This is a genomic window from Cysteiniphilum marinum, from assembly GCF_014857925.1.
Classification (GTDB): domain Bacteria; phylum Pseudomonadota; class Gammaproteobacteria; order Francisellales; family Francisellaceae; genus Caedibacter; species Caedibacter marinus.
In genome coordinates this window covers 1-26,031 of record NZ_JACYVZ010000012.1, presented here as the reverse complement: position 1 = coordinate 26,031, position 26,031 = coordinate 1, and the positions used below count along the sequence as shown (strand labels likewise).

The following is a 26,031-nucleotide window of genomic DNA, read 5'->3' as shown; positions in this document are numbered from 1 at the left end:
TGACTGCTATGGATCTTGTTAGATTACAAAGTGTACTAAGCACACCTTAAGAAGATAAGTGTATAAAATACACCCTATCATTTTTGATTTTAGCTATTACTGTTTTTTAATCTGCATACCATTGACCACATCGATATCTTGAAACTTAGGAGATGAGCCCAACATTGGGATTGGGTTCTCAGTCTGCCATGGTGAGTTTTTATCATAACCCATCATATACATTTCATTGACTGAACCATCCGTGCTAAAGTGTGTTGTCTCACGCTTACCTAACATATAGATATATTGATCGACTAAATTTACAGGGTTATAGATAATTTGCAGATTGAGCACACCATAATATGGATTAACTGATTGGCTTATGAGCTGATAGCCCGCTGTAAGCTCGCCTGACAAGCTCACTGGATCAATTAATACCATGTCACTTGCTTGACACTGATCATTACCTGTAATTACCGATAAAACACCATTTTCTTTACAGCCCAATACGGCTTTGTATACTTTTTTCATTGTCGAATTACCACCTTTTTGTGACGTACCTGTCGGGTGTGTACCAAACAGAATGTCATAGTGCGGCACTGGCGTTAATTGTATTCTTGGGTTAACTGCCAAGGTGAAAATCTGTCCATATTGGCCTGAGCCCGCCGGTGGGTTATGGTCAGGAATAGACTCTAAATTGTTCCACTTGTTATTACTATATAATGCAACATTACCATTATTCTTATACTCAGAGATCATCAACAAAGTGGGTCTATCAGGATTATCATTTTTAAGTGTAAATGGGAGCGTGTTTAATTCACCCAAATAATAATACCCAGATGGCGCATCATAATACTTCTGCCATGTTGGTGAGCTTGGTGCACCTGGCACACCAATCTCATCAACAGGAATACGATAGATCTCTTGATCTTGAGACACCGTAGCATACAAATACCCTTTGTTAAACTCAAGTGATGTAATGGTGACATTCTTTGTTGAATTAGCAACCAATTGCATTCCTTGATTAGTTAGTTGATAAAGTGTCGTATAACGCCCATCAGCATAAACATTACCATGATCATCTGTTGCTAAATCAGCAACACTAGAGCCTTCTGTTGAGGTTTGCCCTATCTCTTGCCAATTATTAACATCAAATAAAAAGCCATCTGCTTTGTCTAAAATATTATGATATAACTTATTGTCTTTCATGAGATATAGATTTTGTAATGGCCTTAATTCATAGCTTTTCATCTGTCCTGGCAAGCCAATTGATATATGATCAATGGCAAGTGCTGGATCATTTGTTTTATGCACGTAGACTTTACATTGACTTGGTGTAATACTCTCTCCATCGATTGTTGCCGCTGGCATGAACACCTTACCATTATCGATATCACACGACTTGGGACAGGTAAGCGCTGTACACCATGGCGAATTAATACCTGTCGTTAACACTTGATAAGCATTTTGGTTTTGTGGCATGCCGATATCTATTTCCTTAGCAAGCGATGTGTAGTTGGATAAGGTAATTGCTTGCGTGTTTAAACCAACTTCGCCACTATCAACATGACTTTCAAAGCCTAACTCATCAACAACATGCAAGTTGAGCTTACCACCATCAATCGTCAAATGAAGATCCGGAGAAACTTGCATAGTATAATCACCTGCAACAACATTACTATGCGCCTCAATCGTTAAATTACAACTCTCACCAGTTGCCAATGAAGTTAATGCAGTACAAGAATTTGTCGTGGCACCTACCACTGCAAAGTTTGAGCTAACTAGCTGCCCTGCCTGATTATAAAAATGTATATCATTTGCTAAGCTTGTTGCAGTTGGAATTTGCCAGTTAAATGCACCTGTATTCTCAATCGTCATATTCACTGTGCTTGTTGCACCTTGCTGCGGGCTAAGCATGTATAGATTACCATGTGTTAATTGCGCCTTGTTTTGTGTAAGGTTTATCGGCACATCATATTTAACACCACCACTTAAGGTGATCTCAAGCTTTGGTTTCACGCCATTGCTAGTTATGTGACTATTAGGATCTGCATTTAAGCTAACACTCTTTAAATCGCCATAATGCAATGTCAATGGAATTGCATGATCATTTACAAGACTTAAACCAACGCTATCTCCTGCAATCAAAGCAATATTTTCAAGCTGTGTTTGTAAGCTTCCGCTATATTCAAATTGATAGAAATGATCCCCAGGTGAATCAACATTAATACTTGAATCAGCTAAATCAAATGGTGCTTTGACATCAACTGGTGGACAAACTTTATTACCATTAGATGCTGTGGCATAAATCAAACAGCTTTCTGCATTATCGAGCAAGCTATCTTTATTGGCATTTAACCAATCAGATACACTTTGATCCATCGCAGGTGTGAAACTAAACTGATAAGATTGTGAGGGTGCTAAGCTGTTAATCACCAGATTATCACTATCTCCTGTTAAAACTTCAGGGATATGCAGCCTCACACCACTTAAGCTTTCATATTGTGACGGATTGTTGATTTCAATGGTATTTACCTTACCTGCTGTTATGGTTAAATCACTTAATTGCGGTGATATATAATCCACACCACTATCACCACCTACCGTGAGTGCTTGATGCAGAAGCTGTATGTTTTGCCCATCGACTGTCGCGTGAACATTGATAAAGCCATTAACGGCTTCGGTTAATGCTGCTTCACTATTAAACATAAGCTTTTGTCGAATAGTGCAATGCTCACCAGATTGTAATGTCATGCCATCAACGCAACTGCTTATTTCAGCTTCATTTGCAAGACTAATCGTGGAGTGTCCTTCTAAGCTAAAGCTTGGGATACTATCTAATGTAATAGCATGCGTTGCATGATTTGTTAGTTGATAACTCACGTACACCGGATTTTCATCTGCCCCTACTATCGAGGATTTGACCTTATTTGGTACAAATCCCGCATCAACTGGATCAAATAAATAAGTATTTGTCGTTGTTGTATAAATCACGTTCTTTGCATCTGCTAAATTGCTTTTAGCCGCAATCTCAAGGGCGATCTGATCAGGTGCCGTATGACTTAGATCAAGTACTAATGTACAACTTTGCCTAGGCGCAATACTACCTGCACTTAAGCAGCTAGATTGCGCGGGAGCAAGGGTTACCCCTTGGGCAAGCTCGTTATTTGCTAAATCAATGATTTTATAGTCAGCACTATCATCACTGACATGCCAGTCAAATTGACCATTATTGGTAATCGTTAATGTTTTTTGTAATGTACTGCCTTCTATTAATGGCTTTTGCATCTGGCTTAAGAAGTTAGCAATGATATTGATATCATGACTTGTTATCTGATTATCAACGCTAATTTGTTTTTGCAATGATTTGTTTTGATTGTTCAGGCTATAATCTACTTGATACATTGCACTTCCCTCTGCTGAGCTACTGACTTCAAGCGGGATATGCACTGTACTATTGGCATTAATTGTTAATGGAAAATGAAGCGCTGGGTCAAGGCTTACTCCTGTCATACCATGACCTAAAGTCAAGTTAGTAACAACCATCGGGCTCGTTGTTGGATTATGTAAACTAATCGACTGATTATCAGTGGCCGTTAATGTTTGATTATCTGCCTCTAGCGTATATTTAGTTACGTCAAAGCTTGGGTACAATGCCAGCATGTTTGCTGCTGTTAAGCTTAAATCATGTGTTATTTGATTCGTTAATAATGAATCATAGTGCGCGTCAATATAGCTCTCAGCTGCAACGCTTGAGTTAAAGCTCAGTGTAAAGATATAAGACTGACCCTGCTTTAATACTGGAATCATTAAGCTTGATTGGCTTTCAGCTGTTAATAAATCACGTAAATCTTGCGGTAAATGTAATGCTAAATTAACAATATCTTGATCGCTATTATTCTTCAATGTGATTTGTATACGTTCATTATTTATGCTACTTGGTGTGACTTCACTTAAGCTTACACTCGGCAATACCGCACTGGCATCATTGCTTGATGCCGCAATCACATTAAGCGCTGATAGGTCAAGTTGCGCAATATTTTGATGTGCTTGTGTATTAATATCGGCATCAATGCTGATTTTCCCTTGGGCAAGCGCACCAAGATCAGTCGGATTAACAAGACCGATGCTTAATACACAGCTTGCGCCACTTGCTAAGCTCATACCGTCTTGACAGGCGTTGGCATCTGCTAAGGGATCATTAACGCTTTTGTAGCCTTGAGGTAGATGCACTTTAATATTCGTCATCGCTTCCTGATCATCATTGGATAATAATAAGCGATATATTGCCTGAGTCTCTGTGGTATTAAGCACGTAAGGAATCAGTTGATACTTAGGTGATAGTGATACCTTTTGATCAACCAAGCTTAAACTCACTGTTTTGACGCCATCTTGTGCAACATTAGCACCCAATGGAATATTAATAGCGGCACTATCTGGCACATTTTGGGCAATATCTTTGGTGTAGCTTACATTTAACGTGCAAGAGCCGCCAGGCTTAACCACTTTGCCACTTAAGCAACTTTGCCCTGTTGAGGATGCGCTTACCGAAATGCCTTCGCCGCTCACCTCATAATCACTTGCATTTATAGAAGGATACCAATCAAATTCGCCATTATTGGTAATCGTTAACGTTTTAACCAAATGATCAACATACGGTAATACATGACTATTGACACTTAATGATTGTGCTTTGATTAACGCATCAATATCTAATTGATAATCTAACGCTTTTGTTTGATTGCCAGAGTGTGTTTGATAGTCGACACGAACTTTAACAACACGCTCGGCAACATCGCTATCAAGCTTGATATAAAGCGTTTTGGTTGAGTTAGCTAAGACACTTAGCTGGCTTTGATTAATACTTATCCCTTGTTGAATAATATGACCTTGACTATCCAATAATGCAATGCTGACATGATCATAATTTTGGTTGGTATTGTTCTTTAGAGTTACCGGATAGAGTGTTTGTGTGCTATTAAGTGCAGCTGTTGGCGCTGATTTGATTTCTAAACCGCTATTGATATCAATATTTTGAATCATGGTTCTTTTCAAGTTATCTGCAACAACATAAAACTGATTTAATGCATTGGTAATCGTCTCTTTAGTCACATCATCGGGTAGATGAAATGCTAGTGTTGCACTTTCACCTGGCGTTAATGCGTCAATATGCAAATGTGTATCCGAGCTTATACCAGATAAAGCAGCAGGTAATACAAGCTTTAGATGACGCAAAGTTTGGTCTGATTGGTTGGTCAATACAATACTACTATCAGCACCTAACATAATTTCTAAAGGCGTTTGTTCAACCGAATATGTAAAGTTATCACTTGCCAGAAAGGTTTGATTCACAGGTGCATTAAGCGCAAAATCAGTATTACTATGCTGATACTTAATCGTCAGATGTGTACCTAAATGCACAGGAGCGTGACATGATACGCTAAAGGCAAGCTGACATTGCTCGCCTGTTGTTAGTGTTTTATATGATCCGTTACTTTGGAGACAGCTGTTTGTTGTATCCGTATTAAAAGTGGCGTTACACCCTTCAGGTAGCGCATCAAAATATGCCTGCTGTATTGTCGCACTGCTACTGACTGATGTACCAACACCCGTGATTGTATTACCTGCATTATTAGCAATCGTCACACTATCACTACAACTGGAATCACCATTTTCTGCTGCTTGACATAAGTAATTATTGCTATTACTTGCTGCAAGTACCGCAGTTACTGGCGTGTCATTTGCGCTTGAGCTGCTACCACCTCCGCCACCGCAACCAGAAAGCACGACGGCAACGGCAATGCAACTTAATTTAATGGGTAAACCAAATTTATTAAATGGGTTAGATAAATTAGAAATAAGATTGTTTTTCATACGCTCCTCTTTGAATCATTCTGATATTTAACATCACAAATACAAAACTGGCCAATGTTTGTGCCAGGGAGCATAGTTATACTTTTTTTAAATAGGACTTATTAGTGTATAAAATACACCCTGTATTTTATACTTGTGTCCTCACATTTCTCATCTAGACTTGATACAGTCAGGTGTTAACGGATATAGCCATATGGATAATAAGAATACAAAAAGTGATAAGATTAATAAAAATGACAATAATGACAACAACCCTGAAAACGATAAAAACACCTACTATCTTAATTCATTTAGTCATTTGTCAACAAAAGATATGACCGCCATCTATCGCGATTGCCAATACAATGAACGTGCAATTAAAGAGATTCTGACACTTATTTCACAAGATGGCATTATCAGCTTTGATTTTTTCCGCGTGACTAAATCCTATGATTTTAATTATGTTGGCAGCACCGCACCTGATGAGCTTAAAGCTTACTTTAGATTGGGATTTTGGCAGCTTGATGCCCTTTATGGCACACTCAATCAAGAAGCCTATCGCATTATTGATTATAGTGAGTTTCCACAACAGCAGCCTGTCAAGCAAAACTTTGATGAATACCTAACACTCGTCACTGAAAGACTTTATGCTGATTATAAAGATGTCTTACTTTTTAACACCACTAAAGCCTCATTTAACTTATGCAGCTTCAAGAAAAAGGCGCAATATTTCCAACGTTTACGCTCGACAATGAATCTTATCTATAAACGCATTCATATCCAACAATTATTAACGCCCTCTGCTGAGGATATCAAACGCTTAAAAGCACAGAATACACCGAAATTTGAACAACCAAGACTTGCTTTAATTCAAGCACTTTATAATCTCACGGAAAGTGAGCTCATGCATCTTAAAACCATTGCTGCAGGTGGTTCAGCAAAGGATATTGCACGCCAATCGGGACGCTCATATCGCTATATTCAAAATATTATTCTTGAGTTGATTGAAAAGCTCGAGCTTATTAATAAGGATGAGCTTGAAACTATCGCCCAGATTATTATGACCTATGAAGATTAAAAATGCATATATGCATAGTATTTTAAAGAATTTTGCAAATCGGGGTTGCAGTCAAGCGCTTTATTGGTAAAGATATTACAAATTTTGTAATTAAGTATAATTTTAATCTTATGAAATACTTGCCTGCTAATAACACATCAACCTATGCTTCTCGAGTAACTGATGTTAACAATGAGTATTTCCATCAACTGATTAAAAGCATTGATCTTAATCAAACCATCGGCACATTAGAGCCTGATAAACAACATTTTATCTTAATTGGCTTTTGCTGTGATGAAGGTGTGAAGCGCAATCAAGGGGTTATAGGAGCCAAAGAAGGTCCTGAATACTTTAGACGTGCGTTTTTTAATTTAGCAGCACATCTCGCGAGTAACACCAGGCTTTATGATGCGGGTAATGTTTATTGCGATAGTGAAGATCTTGAGTCAGCACAGCAGTTATTAGCAGAATATGTCGCTAAAGTCATACAACTCAACGCCACACCGATTGTCATCGGCGGTGGGCATGAAACGGCTTGGGGGCATTTACAAGGTCTTTATAAAAAGAAGCTTAATCCTGCAATTGTTAATTTTGACGCACACTTTGATTTGCGAGAAACTTTAACAGGTAATCTTGGCAGCTCAGGTACCCCTTTCTATCAAGCATCACGTTATTTGCAAGATCAGCAACTAGACTTTAATTATTATTGCTTGGGTGTACAGCCATTTGCTAATACCAACCGTTTATTTGATTACGCACATGCGACCAATACACAATATTTGCTTGCTGAGAACATCAACAACAACTCACAAGATTTGTCATTTATTGACAAAATCACAGCACAAAATAAGCAAATCTATATCACGCTATGTCTTGATGTTTTTCAAGCAGCACTTGCCCCAGGGGTTAGCGCACCACAAGCATTAGGTATTGATAGCCCTTTTGTTATAAATGCTTTGCGTAAGCTCAAGCAATCTAAACAAGTTATTGCTTTAGATATCGTTGAGCTTAATCCAAAAAAAGATATCGACAACAGAACCGCTAAGCTTGCAGCAGCACTTCTTGCGAATTTTCTACAAGCTTAAACTTAAACCTTAATAGGAGGAATTTATACTATGTCACGCACAATCAAAGCCGCAACAGGCACCAAACTTAGCGCTAAATCATGGCTCACTGAAGCGCCTCTTCGCATGTTGATGAACAACTTGGACCCTGATATTGCCGAGCACCCACAAGACCTTGTTGTTTATGGCGGTATCGGTAAAGCGGCACGCAATTGGGAATGTTTTGATAAAATCGTTGAATGTCTTGAGAAGCTTGAAGATGATGAAACACTACTTGTTCAATCAGGAAAGCCTGTCGGTGTTTTCAAAACGCATGCCGATGCACCACGTGTGCTGATTGCCAATTCAAACCTTGTACCACACTGGGCAGATTGGCAGCACTTCAATGAGCTTGATAAAAAAGGCTTAATGATGTACGGGCAAATGACCGCTGGCTCTTGGATTTATATCGGTTCACAAGGCATTGTCCAAGGCACCTATGAAACTTTCGTTGAAATGGGACGCCAGTATTATAACGGCGACTTATCCGGCAAATGGATTCTCACAGCGGGTCTTGGTGGCATGGGGGGTGCACAAACACTTGCAGGTGTTTTAGCTGGCGCTTGTGTGTTAGCCATTGAGTGTGATGAAAGTCGTATTGATTTTAGACTGCGTACCAAATACGTCGACTACAAAGCCAAGACTCTTGATGAGGCAATGGCTATTATCAATAAAGCCTGCGCTGAAAAGCGTGCGATCTCTGTTGGTCTTTTAGGAAATGCTGCTGAGATTTTACCTGAAATGGTCAAACGCGGTATTAAACCTAATGCAGTCACCGATCAAACGAGCGCGCATGATCCATTAAATGGCTATTTACCAATTGGTTGGAGCTTAGAAAAGGCTAAAAAAGAGCGTCAAAGCAATCCTGATCTTGTCGTTGCTGAAGCTAAAAAGTCAATGAAAGCGCATGTAGCAGCCATGCTTGAATTTGCCAAGCAAGGCATTCCAACTTTTGATTATGGTAATAACATTCGTCAAGTCGCCTTTGATGAAGGCTTGCAAAATGCGTTTGATTTCCCAGGTTTTGTGCCGGCATTTATCCGCCCACTCTTTTGCCAAGGCATTGGACCGTTTAGATGGGTTGCTTTATCGGGTGATCCTGAAGATATTTATAAAACTGATCAAAAAGTTAAAGAGCTTATGCCGCATGATAAGCATCTACATAATTGGCTTGATATGGCAAAAGAACGCATTGCTTTTCAGGGTCTTCCGGCACGTATTTGCTGGGTTGGTCTAGGCGATCGTGCTCGCCTTGGTTTAGCATTTAATGAAATGGTCAAAAATGGCGAGCTTAAAGGTCCTATCGTCATTGGTCGTGATCACTTAGATTCAGGCTCTGTCGCAAGCCCTAATCGCGAAACAGAAAGCATGAAAGACGGCTCTGATGCGGTATCTGATTGGCCGTTATTAAATGCCCTGCTTAATACCGCAGGAGGAGCTACTTGGGTGAGTCTACATCATGGTGGAGGTGTCGGCATGGGCTTTTCACAACATGCCGGTGTTGTTATTGTTGCCGATGGCACTGAAGCTGCAGCGAAACGCTTACAGCGCGTATTAACCAATGATCCAGGCACGGGTGTCATGCGTCATGCCGATGCCGGTTACGATATCGCCATTAATTGCGCCAAAGAGAAAGGGCTAAACTTACCCATGGTTAACGCCAACTCAAAAGATGATCATTGCACCTTAACCAAGAAAGAGGCATTCATATGAGTGAAGTGATGAACCACGCCAATACAAATAACAACAAGGAGTTAAACCCACAAAGCTTTTGCTTAATCCCTGGTGAGCTTAGCCTTCAGGATATTGAATTACTGATTACTAGCGCCTGCCCTATTCATTTGGATGATCGTGCTTATGCTAAAGTAGCAACTTCTCGCAGCATTGTTGAAGAAGTACTAAGTGCTGGCAAAACAGTTTATGGCATCAATACTGGTTTTGGTTTATTGGCCAATAAGAAAATTCCAACAGCTGATCTTAAAGAGCTACAACGCCGTATTGTTCTCTCTCACGCTACCGGCGTTGGTAAGCCATTAGATAATGACACGGTTAAGCTCATCATGCTCCTTAAAATCAACAGTCTTGCGCAGGGCTATTCAGGTGTCACACAGCAGACCTTAGATGCGTTAATCGCCTTTTATAATCATGGTATTTATCCGGTGATCCCAGAGCAAGGCTCAGTTGGAGCATCAGGTGATTTAGCACCTTTGGCACATATGAGTATGCCGCTTATTGGTGAAGGGGATGTTAGTTATCAAGGCCAACGCATCAGTGCACAAGACGCTTTAAAACAAGCAGGTTTAAGTGCTATTAAGCTTCAGGAAAAAGAAGGCTTGGCCTTACTTAACGGCACACAAGCATCAACAGCGATTGCTTTAATGGGCCTGATTAAAGTTGAGCGTAATTTCAGTATTGCCACTATCGCTGGCGCTTTAAGTATTGAAGCAACCTTTGGCAGTATGAAACCCTTTGATCCTGTTATCTCCCAGATCAAACGCGTTGAGGGGCAAATCATTTTCTCACAAGTAATGCGCAATTTGCTGGAAAACAGCGAAATTATGCATTCGCATGATCACTGTGACAAAGTGCAAGACCCTTATTCCTTACGCTGTCAACCACAAGTAATGGGGGCAGCATGGCAAGTGATCAATGATGCTAAACGTAATTTATTAAATGAAGCCAATGGCGTATCTGATAATCCGTTAATCTTGCCCGAAACCAAAGAGATTATCTCAGGTGGCAACTTCCATGCTGAAATGGTCGCTATGAGTGCCGATATGCTAAGTATTGCTTGTGCTGAGATCGGTGCGATTTCTGAGCGTCGCATTGCCCTTTTGATCGATAAGCATTTAAGCGGCTTACCTGCCTTTTTAATTGAAAATGCCGGACTTAATTCAGGCTTTATGTTGGCACATGTGACTGCATCATCATTAGCCAGTGAGAATAAAACACTGGCGCATCCGGCATCTGTTGACAGTCTGCCAACTTCTGCTAATCAAGAAGATCATGTCAGTATGGCAACTTTTGCCGCACGCAAATTAAACACGATTGCTCAAAATGTATTATCTATCTTAAGTATTGAGGTTCTTGCTGCTTGTCAAGGGGTGTCACTAAGAGCGCCGCTTAAAACATCCAATCTATTAGATAACAAATATCGCCAGATTCGCGCTAAAATCCCTTATTACGATGAGGATCGCTACTTTGCACGCGATATCGAAAATGCCACAGATGTCATCAAGCAACATGCTTTCTATAGTGATGTTCACACGCAACTTTTTCAAGCATAAGAAAGGTTAATAACATGTATGATCTGATCATCCAAAATGCGCGCCTTGTAACCTTCGATCAAGACGAGCGTATTTTGGATAACTCCTCCTTAGTCATCAATGAAGGTAAGATCATTGATATCTTAGCCAAAGGTTCAGCACTACCTAAGGCACGTGAAACCATTAATCATAATGGTCAGCTAGTGACACCAGGACTCATTGATTGCCACACACATCTTGTCTATGGTGGCAATCGCGCGGATGAGTTTGAAATGCGTTTAAATGGTGCCTCGTATGAGGAAATTGCCAACAAAGGCGGCGGCATTCGTTCAACCGTTACAGCAACACGTAACGCTTCTTTAGATGCATTATATCATAGTGCTCACAGACGCCTTAAGCAAATGATGCAGTATGGCACAACCACTTGTGAAATTAAGTCAGGTTACGGCTTAGATATCGATACTGAAATAAAGATGCTTAAAGTTGCGCAAAAACTTAACACATCAAAAGGTGTCGATATAATACCTACCTTTTTAGGTGCCCATGCTTTGCCACCTGAGTTTGATGATAAGGATCAATATATTGATTTTATTATTACTGACATGCTGCCAGTGCTTAAAAAAGAAAATCTAACACACGTTGTTGATGGATTTTGTGAGAATATTGGCTTTTCACACACACAAATAAAACGCCTGTTTACTCACGCCAAAGCACTTGGGTTTCAGTTAAAGCTACATGCCGAGCAGTTATCTGATCAAAAAGGTGCGGCGCTTGCCGCTGAATTTAACGCCCTATCAGCTGATCATTTAGAATATCTTGCAATCGAAGATATTGCCAAACTGCGCGCGGCAAACACAGTTGCTGTTTTATTGCCTGGGGCTTATTATTTCTTACGTGAAACCAAGCTGCCACCGATTGCTGAGCTTCTAAAGAATCATGTCAAAATTGCTATTGCTACTGATGCAAACCCAGGCTCATCACCCTTTTTGTCATTACCATTGATGATGAATATGGCATGCACTTTATTTCGCATGACGCCTTATCAAGCCTTTCAAGCAACAACGATTAATGCGGCTTATGCACTTGGCATTCAAGATCAAAAAGGGAGTATTGACATCGGTAAATGTGCTGATTTAATTTTGTGGGATTGCACTCATTACAATCAAATTATCTATGATGCGACATTAAATTACCGTAAAACAACCATTAAGGATGGTGAGTTGCTCGTTTAGGCTGTATTGTACCATTATGGGTGCTATCATCGCCTATTTATCAATAAGTGCTTTTTTATTTCAACAATATTTTGGTCCAAGTGAAATCCACTACGCCATTGTATTTGGTATTGGTGAAGCGTTTATTGCTGTAGGCCTGTTTGCCAATGGCATGGCAATTATTGCTACTGTTATTCTATTTGGCATCAAAGATAAAATACAAAACTAAAGCTTAAGCCCAATCTGGAATTAAAACCAATTTATTTGCATGAAGCTTAAAAAGACACTCCATGCCTAGCGTCATCGGCAAATGATGATGTGCCACTAATTGTGTTTGATGGCATATAAGTATCAGATAAAATCGACCATTGTTAAATTGACAATCTATAACTTTAGCCGTGAATATATTTTCAGTACACTCCTCTGAATACAAGATTTCTATAGCATCTGGACGAACAAACATTTGATAGTAACAAGAATCAAATGGTTGATTTGCATTAATTTCGCCGATGGCAGACTGAAGTCTTCCCCGTTGATTAACTTTAGCTTTAATCAATACACCATCAGATATCAATCGGGCAATGCTCGCTGTTGCTGGCGCATGATATAGATCAAAAGGTTTATCTAATTGCGCAATGCGACCGTTCTCCATTATTGCAACTCTATCAGCAAAGTTGAATGCCTCACTCGTTGAATGAGTCACTAAAATACTGCTAATATTCCGCTTTTTAAATAAAGTCTTTATATCACTTAGCAATGACAACCTAACTTCGCTATCAATATTAGAAAATGGCTCATCTAACAATACAAGCTGTGGCGCAATAGCAAGTGTTCTAGCAATAGCAACACGCTGTTTTTGACCACCTGAGAGCTCATGCGGATATCGAGATAATAGACTCTCCGGCAAGTGAACAAGTCTTATTAGTGAACTAATTTCAGCTTTTTTCTCCTCTTTCTTTTCTTTCCGGCTTTTATTGTTAGTGACTTGTTTAGACATGCCAAAAGCAATGTTATCAAATACACTCATATGTGGAAATAATGCATAGTCTTGAAAAATCATACCGATATTGCGTTTGTGTGCTGGTATCAAAGTGTGTCCTTGATCTGAAAGCAACTGATTCTTAAGGGTAATTTGCCCCGATTTTGCGGTTAATACGCCAGCAATACACTTTAAGATAGTAGTTTTACCACAGCCACTCTTGCCAAGTAAGGCTAATGATTCTCCTTGGCTAAGCTCAAAGTTTAATTGACTGAAAATGGTAGATTCTTTGACTTGATAGTTTAATTCTTTAACGTGCAACATCTCACACCTCTTTATGAAGTAATTTATTAATAATCAGCAAAGGAACCATACTTAAAAGCGTAATAAGCATGGCACCTAATGCTGCATGTTCTATCATTTCATCGGAGATATATTGAAATATATAAGTTGATAACAGCTCAAAGTTAAACGGTCTTAAAATTAGCGCTGCAGGTAGTTCTTTAATTACTTCGATAAAAATTAATAAAGTCGCAGCAAGTATGGCATGCTTTAATAAAGGAAAATGAATTGCCAGATTCACGCTCAACTTATTATGACGTAATAATTGTGCTGCCTGATCGAAATCATTGGAAATATTTTTCAATCGCGCATCAATCGTATTGATTGAGATACTACAAAAACGAATGCAAAAAGCAAAAATAATTGCAAAAACACTACCGCTAAATATCAACCCGATCGACTCACTCTGAAAATAATTTAGTATATCATTGAGAATATAATCAAAGGCTGTTAACACCACAAGTACAGCGATAGCTAGAACCGTTCCAGGAATGGCATATCCCAAGGCTGCCCCTTCTTGTACAATTTTTAGTGATGTATAAGAGGGAAGATTGCGCTTAGCTAATGTGATAAACAATGCCATAATAATACAAATTACAGCAACACCTACCGCTACGCCCATCGTTTGCAGTATAATTATGATAAATGAACGTGTCATGGATTCTGCAAAATATTTTATTGCGTAATAAATAAGCTCTATAAATGGCAACAAAAACCCAAGAAAGAAGATGCTAAAACAAAAGCAAAAAGCTAAAAACTTACCTCTGCGATCCAATGCTATTTTTCTTCTAGGCTCAGCATGAGTAATAGCTAATTCTCTTTTCTGAAAATAGCGTGTAATACTCAATAAAATGATGATAAACAACAGTAGAATCATTGCTAATTTAGCCGCTGCACTTAGCGACCCTAACCCAAGCCATGTGTCATAAATTGCGGTAGTTAATGTATTGATAGCAAAATACTGTACTGTCGCAAATTCAGATAGACTTTCCATCGCAATTAAAGCACATCCAGCAATGATAACCGGCATAGCCAGCGGCAAGGTAATCTTAACAAATCGTCGATATGAACTACCACCCAATAAAGAGGCAGCATCATCTAGATGCGTTGATTGTTGAGAAAATGCTGTTTTCAGTAATAAAAAAAGGTAAGGGTAAAGATTCAATGCCAAAATAAAAATGGCGCCACCTAAGCTCCGTATATTAAAAAACCAATAATCATTTGCATGATCAAAGTCAAATAACCAACGAATGGTTGACTGCACAACACCTGAATAATCAAATAAATCCGTATAAAGATAAGCCACAACATAAGATGGTATTGCCAATGGCAATACCAATAACCATTGAAAATAACGGCTCAAAGGAAATTCAAAATGCGTCACAAGCCAAGCGCTTGGAATGGCAAAAAATAAACTTAATAATACAACGCCTAGTCCAAGCAAAAGTGAATTTTTAATATAATGAAATAGTGTTGTCTGCCAAAGGTGCTCAAAAATCGCTTGATTTGATTGAGTGATTGATTCTACGAGCAATGCAAAAACTGGCATTAATATTAATGCTGCGATAAAGCTTGCAATAGTAAGAATAACTTTATTGATCATTTATAGCCAATAACCAAAATTTAACTTGCTAGATCAAATCTTGTTTCATCAACAAGTTTAAGCGCAAGTTTGCGATTATCAGCAATTTTATTTAGATCAATTGAATCAGTCTTAAATGCACCCCATGATGCCACTAATGGAGAGGGATTAACGCTAGGGTTAACCGGATACTCCATATTAAGCGTTGCATACATGCTTTGCGCTTCCTCACTAGCAAGATATTCCATCAATTTTAAAGCATTGTCACGATTTGGCGCATACTTTGCCATCATCATTGCTGAAACATTGACATGTGTACCACGATTATTTTGATTTGGAAAAACAATAGTCACAGCTTCTGCCCATGATTTTTGCTGTTCATCTAGCAACATTTTGCCATAGTAATAACTATTGCCTAATGAGTATTGGCATAGATTATCTTTAATTGCTTTAACTTGCGCACGATCATTGCCTTGTGGTTTGCGCGCAAGATTCTCCTTGACTTTTATCAACCATTCTTTTGTTTGATCATAACCATTATTGGCGATCATTGATGCAATTAAGGCTATATTGTATGGGTGCTTAGCACTTCGCATGCAAATTTTTCCTTTAAACTCAGGATTTGCTAAATCTTCATAATTCAATGTATCAATATCTGGCAATCCTTTTTGTGCATAGATACTTCTAGCACGTGTTGTCAGTGCAAACCACCCACTCTTTGCATCTTGCAAATTAGCAGGAATATTTTCAGTTAACAGTTTCGAGCTTACCGGTTGTACTAAATTACGACTAACAAACTCCATTACTCGTGAGATATCCACTGCCAAAATCACATCTGCTGGCGAATATTTACCCTCACGTGCAATACGTTCCTCTAAACCTTTATCAGCAAAAATAATATTAACTTTGATATTATGCATTTGACTAAACTGATCCAAAATTGGCTTGATTAAAAAAGGCTGTCGGTATGAATAGACATTAACTTCTTCTTTGGCGTAAACGATAGTAAAAGCAAATAAACTAACACTAATAGCTGCTATATTAATAAAGCGCTTCAACATAATATCCCCTTTGATTGAATTGAACTGGTTTGCTTAATTAAGTTAAGTGGCATTGTATTTTTATGAGAACAATTATCAATATTGTTACAGCAGATATTTTTAATCTATTATTTTGATCTACTCCGAGTAAAACATGATCTCAAGTGATCATTGACCATCCCTGTTGCTTGCATAAAGGCATAACATATCGTTGGCCCAACAAAGCTAAAACCTTGTGACTTAAGCCATTTACTCATCTGCTTTGACGCTTCAGTGAATGCCGGAATCGCTTCGTGCTCTGTATAAATAATTATTTCTTTGGGCGCAAAATGCCAAAGTACCTCAACCATTGATTGCGTTGTAGATAACTTAAGCCAAATTTTAGCATTGTTAATCACACTTTTGATTTTAAGACGATTGCGAATAATGCCTGTGTTTTGCATTAAAGCTTCAACATCATCCGCTGTCATGTTTGCAACTTTATCAATCTGAAAGTCATAAAAAGCTTGGCGATAATTATCACGTCGCTTTAATATCGTCTGCCAGCTTAAGCCTGCTTGCGCTCCTTCTAAACATAAAAACTCAAATAGCCTTTGTTCATCATATAGTGGCACACCCCATTCGTGATCATGATAATTTTGCATCTCTTGGCTTGAGTTTGCCCAAGGGCAACGCGTCAAACTCATGATTTGAATTGAGCAACAAAAATCGGCTTGCCATATAAATTACCATTATCATCCATTTTGGCAATTGCGATGCTATCAACCATTACGCTATAGCTTTTGTTATTGAGTAACTTATTTGCTTTGGTAGCCAATTCACTATTACCTTTGTTATAAACCGCTGTGATATGTGAGCGATTGCTGCCTGGAATATTATAATCACGCCACGCGCTACCACTTTGCATTTGCGTAAGATCTGCATGCCCTTCTTCAATAGCAACAATCGTTTGATGCGTTGGTGCATTGGGGTGCGTTTTGGCCGTTAACTCTGCATTAAGCTCATTCAAAAAGGCGTTATCTCCGGCAACATCCAAAGATAAGGTATCTCCTGCCACGCTGAAGTTCTTGGCTAAAGTCACCTCTTGCGCTTTGGTGTTTTTCGCCAATTGAGTAACCGCTTCAACCAACTCTTGATAGTTTTTGCCCTTAAATACACCTTGAATGACACTAATATGCGGCGTTGTCATAACTCTTGTTGCCATATCAGGGTATGCCAACGTATTGACTTCTTTTAGCAGTGTCAATAATGACTCATCCCCTTTAATAGGAATATATACGGCATATTCCCCCTGATACACATTAGCATGCCCTTTTAGGTTATCTTTAGCAGGCACTTGAAGCACGGGCTTGTATAAAGGATTTACATGCGCATTATGTAATATAAATAGTGCTTTTGTCTGATTAGGACCTTGGTAATTTGTCATTGCAACTGCTGATGACATTAAGCCCATACCTATCAGTGGTAACGATAATGTTTTAACGATTTTTTCCATTTTTTTGACTTTTTTCATAAGTTAATCTCTCACCTTCTATTTGTCCATGTAAAATATTCGTCGATTAGCTTAACAAAGTTTTTATTTAAGTGAAGAATGTTTTATAGCAAATAACCTTTACATCTTTTGCGTCTTTTATACCTTTTGCGTCCCTTGCAATGCCAAACGAATAAGGCTCTCGACACTATCAGCGTCATTTTTGACTTTATGCACGTATTTCTCAGCTTCTTTACGCTTATAACCAAGTGCTTCCAGTGCATCAATCGCTTGGTGCACCGCTGAACTTGCCTGATAGCTTGTATTACCTGAATGAACATGACTTGCACTCTCTTCTGTAGTATGTGGCATATTCTGTGTTAAAGCATCTAACTCAAGGACTAATTTTGTGATCTTATCTTTCATCTCAATAATAATACGCTCCGCCGTTTTTTTACCAACGCCTGGAATCGTGCATAACAACCCATGATCTTGTGACTCAATACAGCTGACAAAAGTTACCCCGTCCATACCCGATAAGATTGCTAGCGCCATCTTAGCACCAATGCCATTGATCTTAATAAGCTCTTGGAATAATCTACGATCTGACTTAGTGGCAAAGCCATAAAGTTGCTGCGCATCTTCACGCACAACAAAATGGGTATGCAGTATCACTTCTTGCCCAACATCACCCAGCTTATAAATCGAGCTCATTGGTACCCATACCTCATAACCGACACCAGCTGCTTCAACCAATATCAATGGTGGCTGCTTTTCGATAAGCTCACCCTTTATTCTTCCAATCATCGTAATCGTCCTCGTACAATTTTGTTGGCTCCTGGAATAAACTGCAAACTATTGCGACTGTGAAAATGACAAATCGCAATCGCCAAAGCATCTGCAGCATCAGCCTGTGGTTTGCTACTTAATTGCAAAAAAGATTGCACCATATGCTGCACTTGAAACTTTGTTGCATTACCATTTCCGACAACGGCCTGCTTAACTTGCTTAGCTGAGTATTCGTTAATCGTGAGATTTTGATTTGCTAAAGCGCACATGGCTACACCTCGTGCTTGTCCGAGTTTCAATGCAGCTCCTGGATTTTGAAACATAAAGATCTGTTCAATTGCCGCTTCCGTTGGGCAATAAGCCGAAACAATATCATTAATCCCATCTTGAATTTGTTTTAAGCGCTCAGCGGTTGCTTCTTTAGTAATACGGATACAACCACTGGTAACATACAAACATTCTTTTGCCTGCACTTTGATTACACCAAATCCAGTAATGCGCGAGCCTGGATCAATGCCTAAAATAATCACGAATTAAGCGCATCCATAACACTTTCATCAAACTCGACATTGCTATAGACGCTTTGCACATCATCAAGATCCTCTAAGCGATCGATCATATTCATAATCTTTTGTGCAATTTCGGCATCGTCAATATTGGTTTTAACATCCGCATCCATTGTAATCTCAGCCGAGATTGCTTTTAAGCCTTTAGCTTCTAAAGCATCATTGACTTCTGAGAATGTATTAGGATCGGTAATAACATCAATCGCACCATCATCAAAACTCACAATATCTTCAGCACCAGCTTCAAGGGCGACTTCCATCACCATATCTTCATCTAAGCCGGTCTCAAAACTGATAATGCCCTTTTTATTAAACATATACGCCACTGAACCATCCGTACCCAAATTGCCGCCGGCTTTGGTAAAGGCGTGACGCACCTCAGCCACCGTACGATTGCGATTATCGGTCATACAATCAACGATAAATGCAACACCCGCAGGACCGTAACCCTCATAACGAATTTCTTCTAAGTTTCCACCTTCTTCACCACCAGCACCTTTCTTAATCGCGCGCTCAATCGTATCTTTGGTCATATTATTCGATAATGCGGTTGCCACTGCCGCGCGTAAACGTGGGTTTGAATCTTTGTCCCCGCCACCCAAGCGTGCGGCAACGGTGATCTCACGAATCAGCTTAGTAAAAACCTTACCACGCTTAGCATCTTCTTTTGCTTTTTTATGTTTAATGTTTGCCCATTTACTGTGACCAGCCATATCAAAACCTCTTTTACTCTTTATATATTCTTTTAGATATTTGCTATTTTTTGCATTCAGCTTAATAAAACGCGGCAATTGTATCATAAAAGATGGCAAAACAATGCCGTGATTAGTGCGTTTGATATGATTTTTGTAAATTAGATAATCTTAGCTATGCTTAATATTACAAGGAATATCAGGCAAGGATTATTTTAATATGCAAGTCGATAGTTTAATCCAACCAATCAAAGCGATGCGCCTACGTTATTTGCCACTATTGATGATTTATTTTGCCTATGGTTGTAGCATCTTCTCAGGCATTGGTGAGTCCTTTTTTGTCAAAGAGCAATTAAACTTATCAGCTGAAAGCCTTATTGTTATTGGTGTATGGTTAAGCTTACCATGGAATATCAAAATGGTTTTTGGGCAGTTTGTTGACAGTCTGCCCTTGTTTGGTTCACAGCGTAAAGCCTATATCTATCTTGCAGCGATTTTAATGGTTTGTGGCTCTCTACTTATGGCAGGATTAGCTGGGCGCTGGTCTTTTATCGTGGCTTTAGCACCTGATAACACCCTTTTCTTTGTATCATCACTTTTAACTGTTCTTGGTGTTGTTTTACAGGATGTTGTTGCTGACGCCATGAGTGTTGAGGTGGTTGAACGCAAGGGACGCCCTCAAAAAGATATCGATAAAGATCTAGCAATGGTTCAACTCTTAGGACGCTTAAGTTTAAGCCTAGGCATGTTTTTGGTTGCTGGTCTTGGTGGTTGGCTTGCACAAGTGATGAGTTATCAAAATCTATTTCTGCTCACCTTAGTTATTCCATTGATTAGTATTACCGGTATTTTATGTATTCGCTTGGATAAAGTATCGAGAAAACCAATTAACAAAACCGTGCTTATTGGCGGGTTGATCTACGCTGTTTTTATTATTGTAATCGGCTTAAGTAGCATTCCTTTTGCCCAAGAGATTGTCTTTGTCGTATCGTTAGTGATTATTATCTATTTACTTAAATCAATTACCAAAGAATTACCCAGAGATTTATTGCGTGCTATTTTTGTCGCAGCCCTTATGATCTTTATCTTTCGCGCCTCACCTACTGCGGGCCCTAGCGCTCAATGGTTTATGATCGATGTACTTGGATTTGACAAAGCTTTTTTTGGCACACTTTCACAAATTGGTGCTTTTATGTCGATTGTTGGTATGTGGTTTTTCGCGCGTCTTATCACCGAGAAGTCGATCGCATGGGTACTGTTATGGCTCACTGTTGCAGGCTTTTTATTAGAGCTGCCACTTATCGCACTTTATTATGGCTTACATGAATGGACAATGGTTTATTTTGGTTTTGGTGCACGCACTATTGTACTCATTGATAGCGCGATTGCCTCACCCTTTGCCCAATTGGCAATGATTCCGATGTTAGCCCTTATCGCGCGTTATGCACCTAAGGGCAATGCCGCAACCTGGTTTGCTTTAATGGCAAGCTTTATGAATCTAGCCTTAACTGCCGGATCACTATTTAGCAAATACCTTAATCAAATCTTTGTTGTCACACGTGAAGTTATCGATCATAGCAATAACACCATTAGCACACCGGCAAATTATAGTGAGCTTGGCGTCTTATTAATCACCGTCTCAGTTATTGGTTTATTAGCACCATTAATTGGCATTGTTATCTACGCCCGATTTGCACAAAAATCAAAATGAGCAAAATAAGTAAAATAATTCAGCTTGCCACTTGCCTTTATTGATACCCTTACCTACAATAACAAACCTCACTGGGGGCGAATATGGCTTCGACGGGAATGTCAATGTCTTGCAGTGCATGCCGAGGGTGTATCTGCCTCGTAAAACACGTTACAATTTGCTAATAACTGGCAAAAATAAAAAAGCACGCGTTGTAGCTAACGATGCAGCTTTCGCTGCTCGTAAAGCTGCTTAATCTAGCTTAAGAACCTAGATACGCACGAACCGATAGTATTTGCTTGTGGATCTATCTTACGTTCGTTCATCTCTTTCACAAGATCGCCAACGTGTCTGTCTAAACACTGCGGTTAAATCTTAAGACTCGCTTAAATGCTGCCCTGATTTATCGGGCAAGTTTAAGTTAAAGATAATAGATAAATCTAAGCATGTAGATCTGAAGATGGCGAGTTTGCGGACGCGGGTTCAACTCCCGCCGCCTCCACCAAATTAAAAACCAATAGATGATTTAGGTTACAACCATGTAGAACAAATAGAGATATTGCACCGTATACAGGATAATTACCTAAAATTTCAATCAACCGTTTACGATCTTGAAGATACCTGTCCAGCATGTGGCAGTGAAATGAGAAATTACGGAACTTATGAATCTAACTTTAACAGCGTATTCAGTGATCATAAGATAAACTTACCTAGAAGAAGATGTACTAATCATGAGTGTCGAAAACTAATAGCTTATAGCATTCAAGGCTTATTTGGGGACTACCGTCATCCTGATTTATTAGAGATGCAAGCAGTTGCTGCATCTAAGATGTCATTCGTTGAAGCCCAGCATGAACTAGATGCACAAGTAAAGCGTCATAGACCAGTGAATGGTCAGCTGAATTTAAAGAGAACAGCTGAGCGTGTTGGGCAGCATTTGCATGAGATACATCAAGATGAGGATTGTCTGAAGGATTTTGAAATCAAAGCTGCAGCAGAATTAATTGTGCAAACTGATGGTGGTTATATTAAAGATAAGCATCCAACCCGAGGTAATTTTGAAGCTTTGCTAACTAAAGTTTACAACCCTGAAAATTTAGTCAGAAAAGCATCTAAAAAAACAGATAATGTAGATAGAGAAATCACTCAAAAATCTTATGCAGCTTCAAGTTATAAGGATCATCATAAATCAATTAAAGCGATGACTTTGATTGCCGCAAAGAAGGAGGGGTTGACCAAACAAACTGATGTCATTGCCTTATCAGATGGTGCTAAGAATTGCTGGAATGTTTTAAAATCCCTTAAAAAACACTGCAAATCAATTACTTATATTCTTGACTGGTATCATATATCTAAGAAGTTTGATACGTTAATTGGTCAATTAAACAGTGATAAGTCTGAGCAACTTACGTCCATTAAATGGAAGGTGTGGCATGGTAAAACTGATGAGGCAATCACTAGACTATCTGAGCTTTATGGGTTGCTTGTAACAACTGAATTTGCAGATAAGGCACATGATTTACTGAAATACATAGCTAATAATAAAGCATATTTAGTGGATTATGAGTCAAGACGAACATTAGGAAAAGTATACACGAGCAGTGCAATAGAAAGCGGTGTTGAGAGTGTTATTAATACTCGGTTTAAAAAGAAATATAAGGCGCAATGGAACCGAGGGTCTGCACATAAGGTATTGCAACTTAGAACCTCTTTAGCAAGTAACCAGTGGGCTCAAGACTGGAATTTAGTTAAGCAGCATATTTATAAAAATGCAGCGTAGAAACTATATCAGGAGTGCTCTCTCTCGTTTACTAACATAGCTTCATTAAATCACTATTGTAATGCTGCACATATTACCCATTTGTGCTAATAATGTTAAGTGAATTAAGTACATTTATTTAGTGGTTAATTATTGAGGGTGTATTTATACCAACCACAAAGTGCTTTACAGTTGCTATATCGCTAATCTGAGCCAGTTGCAGTATTTCTTAAAAAACAAACCGTGCCAGCATCCATGCTAAACAACGGCCGCGTTCCCCCGCGCAATTTTTCAAGATTGTTAAACAAGCAAGGCCTAAAAATTAAAAATAATGTTTACAGCTTCTTACTGAGCAAATAAACTCCACCATCTACAATATGTGAAAAAGGCTTTTCCCCATCAACAACAAAACCCTTACAAAGCGCATTCTCGATAATTTTATACTCTAATTTTTCATAGCCTTTTCTCAAATGCCAATTTGTTGCTATAGTCACCATACTATGAAAACCATTCTTCTTTGCAATTTCTTCAGATAACTCAATAGGCCTTGTAGCAATACCATTTCCTTGCCAACATAGCTTTACTCCCAACAAGTGCAAATGAAAAGTAGCTTGCAACTGAGTAGAGATAACATCAAGTCCTGATTTAAATAGTGAAACTATATCTAAAATTGGATGAAAACTTAAGCTCACCTCATAAAAGATATTCTCATCTACTGCAATAGCAGAGTAAGGGTCTTCATTAATTGCAAAACCAATCACCTCACCACTATCTGCATCCAACGCAATAACAGATAAACCATGGCGCAACGCAGCTTGACAATATAACTGCACAAACCATCTAAAAGTAGTGTAATCAAGATCTGTTTTACTTATTAAACACTCATGCTCTAAAAGGTGCCTAGTAGCAAAATCAATCGTGTTTTCTATGTACCTATCGTCTAATGCTCGATAGCACACACAACCTTCAAGCACTAAAAAGCCTGCATCCCTTTTAAGCAGCATTTACATAAGCTCCTTGCCTTTATACCCATCACAAATAATTTATGAGGATTATTTCAAACATCTAAAACCGTCAATTTACCTAATACTTTGAGTCAAAATTAATCTTGCTGGGTTTGTACTATGCTTTGCTTGTAAGCATGGTTTGCATTTGCTGTATAATCCGTATTATGCGCAAAAGCACCAACTGTTGAGCCTAACATAAAAACACTAACTAATAGTACACATATCTTTTTCATAACATCTCCTAATGACTGTTTAAATTAAATTTATAAAACGGATAGCATCATGCTAATAAATGCAGCAATCACTATCACTGATGCACCTGTCACTAAAAGCCCAACATAAAATAATTTTCTATTGTTACTTTTATGACGTATACCTTCAAAAGCTTGTGCCTGCTTTGAAGAAATTAATCTTTTAAAATACTAGCCACTATACACAACCCATACTTCTTGCATATATCTTGTAGTTGACTTTAATACTTTGCTAATGTTGATAATTTTAATAAACTGCTGACATCAAATATATATCAATAATTTTAAATTATTAATATTACCAATCGCAAATCATTTCCTGATTACCCATGACTTTCAGCCAACCTCAATAAATGCATGATTTGTTGTAACATCCTCACCGATCCCCATAACACTTACCGTCCCATCAAAACCATTCTGCTTGAGAAATTGTGCACCCAATGCACTCATTTCCATACAATCACCACATGAAAAATGTTTGGCTGCATTTTCCTCATGTTTAATGCGAATCAAGGGTTGAGTGATAATCAAAAATAAAGTTTACGAGTTGCCAATCCATAATTTATTGTGTTAATGGACCAACAAAAACACTAAGATATAAAGTACTCCCCATTGTCTAGACCACTTTGCAATAAAAATGGGATATTTTCTACTGCAAATTCAACTCATCAACTATAGGCTTCAAACAAATGTTTTCATTTGGTTTTAAGCCGGATAATAGTTTCTCTTTAAATGCGTCGGCATCAGTGTTTTTATAGTTAGTGTTGAAATAAACCTCCGCTGGTTTTTTATACGCAAGACCTTGATGATGTCTTTCATAATTGTAAAACTCAAAGTATCGTTTTAATGAGCGTTTGGCTTCTTGCATATCAGCATAATCTTTTATGTAAACCTCCTCATATTTAACGCTACGCCACAAGCGTTCTATAAAAATATTATCAAAGGCACGACCTCGACCATCCATGCTAATCTTAATATCATTTGCTAAAAGAAGCCCTGTAAATTCAGTACTGGTATACTGCGACCCTTGATCACTGTTAAAAATATCAGGCTTCCCGTAATGCAATAACGCATTTTCTAATGTGCCAACACAAAATGAGGCTTCCATAGAGTTGCTAAGTCCCCAACTAAGCACATAACGACTATACCAATCCACGATCACAGATAAGTAGATAAAGCCTTGATTTAGGCGAATGTAGGTCAAATCTGTACACCAAACCATATTTGCTTGGTCAACCGTTAAGTCTTTGAGTAAATAGGGGTATTTCTTGTGTGCAGGGTGCGATGCACTTAAGTTCTTTTGCGGATAAATAGCCATAATCCCCATCATTCTTAATAGCCTACGCACACGCTTTGGATTAACATGGTAACCTAAGTCTTCTAAGTATTTAGTC

The 26,031-nt window shown here is 38.7% G+C and carries 20 protein-coding genes, 1 other RNA gene and 1 pseudogene; 9 read left to right on the top strand and 13 right to left on the bottom strand.

Annotated elements, in window-relative coordinates:
• Positions 1-96 precede the first annotated feature (96 nt).
• Entirely contained in the window at positions 97-5,853 is a 5,757-nt protein-coding gene (locus tag IE867_RS07400; protein WP_192484133.1) for a hypothetical protein, read from the bottom strand.
• A 193-nt stretch (positions 5,854-6,046) separates the two neighbouring features.
• On the opposite strand from IE867_RS07400, the gene IE867_RS07395 reads away from it, so the two are divergent.
• From IE867_RS07395 to IE867_RS07370, 6 genes are all read left to right on the top strand, one after another.
• Positions 6,047-6,910 carry a helix-turn-helix transcriptional regulator gene (locus IE867_RS07395; RefSeq protein ID WP_192484132.1) on the top strand — a complete coding sequence of 288 codons (864 nt, stop codon included), beginning with the start codon at positions 6,047-6,049 and terminating at the stop codon, positions 6,908-6,910.
• 110 nt (positions 6,911-7,020) lie between these two features.
• Positions 7,021-7,974, top strand: coding sequence for a formimidoylglutamase (hutG, locus tag IE867_RS07390; RefSeq protein WP_192484131.1), 954 nt, complete (start codon positions 7,021-7,023; stop codon positions 7,972-7,974).
• Positions 7,975-8,004: 30 nt separating this feature from the next.
• Positions 8,005-9,705 (top strand): urocanate hydratase, encoded by a 1,701-nt coding sequence (gene hutU / locus IE867_RS07385; RefSeq protein WP_192484130.1) that lies wholly within the window; start codon positions 8,005-8,007, stop codon positions 9,703-9,705.
• Positions 9,702-11,279, top strand: coding sequence for a histidine ammonia-lyase (hutH, locus tag IE867_RS07380; RefSeq protein WP_225629990.1), 1,578 nt, complete (start codon positions 9,702-9,704; stop codon positions 11,277-11,279). Before hutU ends, hutH begins: the two co-directional genes overlap by 4 nt.
• Before the next feature lie 14 nt (positions 11,280-11,293).
• Positions 11,294-12,490 (top strand): imidazolonepropionase, encoded by a 1,197-nt coding sequence (gene hutI / locus IE867_RS07375; RefSeq protein WP_192484129.1) that lies wholly within the window; start codon positions 11,294-11,296, stop codon positions 12,488-12,490.
• 16 nt (positions 12,491-12,506) lie between these two features.
• Complete coding sequence (locus tag IE867_RS07370; RefSeq protein WP_192484128.1) at positions 12,507-12,698, top strand: hypothetical protein; 192 nt, start codon at positions 12,507-12,509, stop codon at positions 12,696-12,698.
• A gap of 3 nt (positions 12,699-12,701) precedes the next feature.
• Here the strand turns inward: IE867_RS07370 and IE867_RS07365 are convergent, their stop codons facing one another.
• The 8 genes from IE867_RS07365 to IE867_RS07330 all read right to left on the bottom strand — a co-directional run bounded on the left by IE867_RS07365 (position 12,702) and on the right by IE867_RS07330 (position 19,951).
• Entirely contained in the window at positions 12,702-13,772 is a 1,071-nt protein-coding gene (locus IE867_RS07365; RefSeq protein ID WP_192484127.1) for an ABC transporter ATP-binding protein, read from the bottom strand.
• Between the two features lies 1 nt (position 13,773).
• Positions 13,774-15,393, bottom strand: coding sequence for an ABC transporter permease (locus IE867_RS07360; RefSeq protein ID WP_192484126.1), 1,620 nt, complete (start codon positions 15,391-15,393; stop codon positions 13,774-13,776).
• 20 nt (positions 15,394-15,413) lie between these two features.
• Positions 15,414-16,433: an extracellular solute-binding protein gene (locus IE867_RS07355; protein ID WP_203249771.1), complete on the bottom strand. Its 1,020-nt coding sequence runs from the start codon at positions 16,431-16,433 to the stop codon at positions 15,414-15,416.
• Between the two features lie 107 nt (positions 16,434-16,540).
• Positions 16,541-17,098: a DNA-3-methyladenine glycosylase I gene (locus tag IE867_RS07350; protein ID WP_192484125.1), complete on the bottom strand. Its 558-nt coding sequence runs from the start codon at positions 17,096-17,098 to the stop codon at positions 16,541-16,543.
• On the bottom strand, positions 17,095-17,925 hold the full coding sequence (locus IE867_RS07345) for a 2'-5' RNA ligase family protein (RefSeq protein WP_192484124.1): 831 nt from the start codon (positions 17,923-17,925) through the stop codon (positions 17,095-17,097). The genes IE867_RS07350 and IE867_RS07345 overlap by 4 nt, the downstream gene beginning before the upstream one ends.
• A 117-nt stretch (positions 17,926-18,042) precedes the next feature.
• Positions 18,043-18,690 (bottom strand): Holliday junction branch migration protein RuvA, encoded by a 648-nt coding sequence (gene ruvA / locus IE867_RS07340; protein WP_192484123.1) that lies wholly within the window; start codon positions 18,688-18,690, stop codon positions 18,043-18,045.
• Complete coding sequence (gene ruvC / locus IE867_RS07335) at positions 18,687-19,202, bottom strand: crossover junction endodeoxyribonuclease RuvC (protein WP_192484122.1); 516 nt, start codon at positions 19,200-19,202, stop codon at positions 18,687-18,689. Before ruvC ends, ruvA begins: the two co-directional genes overlap by 4 nt.
• Positions 19,199-19,951: a YebC/PmpR family DNA-binding transcriptional regulator gene (locus tag IE867_RS07330; RefSeq protein ID WP_192484121.1), complete on the bottom strand. Its 753-nt coding sequence runs from the start codon at positions 19,949-19,951 to the stop codon at positions 19,199-19,201. The genes ruvC and IE867_RS07330 overlap by 4 nt, the downstream gene beginning before the upstream one ends.
• Positions 19,952-20,150: 199 nt before the next feature.
• On the opposite strand from IE867_RS07330, the gene IE867_RS07325 reads away from it, so the two are divergent.
• The 3 genes from IE867_RS07325 (at position 20,151) to IE867_RS07315 (ending at position 23,400) form a co-directional block, all read left to right on the top strand.
• Entirely contained in the window at positions 20,151-21,641 is a 1,491-nt protein-coding gene (locus IE867_RS07325; RefSeq protein ID WP_192484120.1) for an MFS transporter, read from the top strand.
• A 73-nt stretch (positions 21,642-21,714) separates the two neighbouring features.
• Positions 21,715-22,125: a transfer-messenger RNA gene (ssrA, locus tag IE867_RS07320) on the top strand.
• Positions 22,126-22,263: 138 nt separating this feature from the next.
• Positions 22,264-23,400: a hypothetical protein gene (locus IE867_RS07315; RefSeq protein ID WP_192484119.1), complete on the top strand. Its 1,137-nt coding sequence runs from the start codon at positions 22,264-22,266 to the stop codon at positions 23,398-23,400.
• A 314-nt stretch (positions 23,401-23,714) separates the two neighbouring features.
• Here IE867_RS07315 and IE867_RS07310 read toward each other — a convergent pair whose 3' ends face one another.
• The 4 genes and pseudogenes from IE867_RS07310 to IE867_RS07295 all read right to left on the bottom strand — a co-directional run.
• Entirely contained in the window at positions 23,715-24,383 is a 669-nt protein-coding gene (locus IE867_RS07310; RefSeq protein ID WP_192484118.1) for a hypothetical protein, read from the bottom strand.
• Positions 24,384-24,481: 98 nt separating this feature from the next.
• Positions 24,482-24,619 carry a hypothetical protein gene (locus IE867_RS07305; protein ID WP_192484117.1) on the bottom strand — a complete coding sequence of 46 codons (138 nt, stop codon included), beginning with the start codon at positions 24,617-24,619 and terminating at the stop codon, positions 24,482-24,484.
• Between the two features lie 354 nt (positions 24,620-24,973).
• Complete coding sequence (locus IE867_RS07300; RefSeq protein ID WP_192484116.1) at positions 24,974-25,150, bottom strand: hypothetical protein; 177 nt, start codon at positions 25,148-25,150, stop codon at positions 24,974-24,976.
• 253 nt (positions 25,151-25,403) lie between these two features.
• Positions 25,404-26,031: pseudogene (locus IE867_RS07295) on the bottom strand (IS3 family transposase); the annotation flags it as partial.

Coding starts and splice junctions, on each gene's coding strand:
- IE867_RS07400 (WP_192484133.1), bottom strand. CDS start 5,853: ATGAAAAACAATCTTATTTCTAATTTATCTAACCCATTTAATAAATTT.
- IE867_RS07395 (WP_192484132.1), top strand. CDS start 6,047: ATGGATAATAAGAATACAAAAAGTGATAAGATTAATAAAAATGACAAT.
- hutG (WP_192484131.1), top strand. CDS start 7,021: ATGAAATACTTGCCTGCTAATAACACATCAACCTATGCTTCTCGAGTA.
- hutU (WP_192484130.1), top strand. CDS start 8,005: ATGTCACGCACAATCAAAGCCGCAACAGGCACCAAACTTAGCGCTAAA.
- hutH (WP_225629990.1), top strand. CDS start 9,702: ATGAGTGAAGTGATGAACCACGCCAATACAAATAACAACAAGGAGTTA.
- hutI (WP_192484129.1), top strand. CDS start 11,294: ATGTATGATCTGATCATCCAAAATGCGCGCCTTGTAACCTTCGATCAA.
- IE867_RS07370 (WP_192484128.1), top strand. CDS start 12,507: ATGGGTGCTATCATCGCCTATTTATCAATAAGTGCTTTTTTATTTCAA.
- IE867_RS07365 (WP_192484127.1), bottom strand. CDS start 13,772: ATGTTGCACGTTAAAGAATTAAACTATCAAGTCAAAGAATCTACCATT.
- IE867_RS07360 (WP_192484126.1), bottom strand. CDS start 15,393: ATGATCAATAAAGTTATTCTTACTATTGCAAGCTTTATCGCAGCATTA.
- IE867_RS07355 (WP_203249771.1), bottom strand. CDS start 16,433: ATGTTGAAGCGCTTTATTAATATAGCAGCTATTAGTGTTAGTTTATTT.
- IE867_RS07350 (WP_192484125.1), bottom strand. CDS start 17,098: ATGAGTTTGACGCGTTGCCCTTGGGCAAACTCAAGCCAAGAGATGCAA.
- IE867_RS07345 (WP_192484124.1), bottom strand. CDS start 17,925: ATGAAAAAAGTCAAAAAAATGGAAAAAATCGTTAAAACATTATCGTTA.
- ruvA (WP_192484123.1), bottom strand. CDS start 18,690: ATGATTGGAAGAATAAAGGGTGAGCTTATCGAAAAGCAGCCACCATTG.
- IE867_RS07330 (WP_192484121.1), bottom strand. CDS start 19,951: ATGGCTGGTCACAGTAAATGGGCAAACATTAAACATAAAAAAGCAAAA.
- IE867_RS07325 (WP_192484120.1), top strand. CDS start 20,151: ATGCAAGTCGATAGTTTAATCCAACCAATCAAAGCGATGCGCCTACGT.
- IE867_RS07315 (WP_192484119.1), top strand. CDS start 22,264: ATGAGAAATTACGGAACTTATGAATCTAACTTTAACAGCGTATTCAGT.
- IE867_RS07310 (WP_192484118.1), bottom strand. CDS start 24,383: ATGCTGCTTAAAAGGGATGCAGGCTTTTTAGTGCTTGAAGGTTGTGTG.
- IE867_RS07305 (WP_192484117.1), bottom strand. CDS start 24,619: ATGAAAAAGATATGTGTACTATTAGTTAGTGTTTTTATGTTAGGCTCA.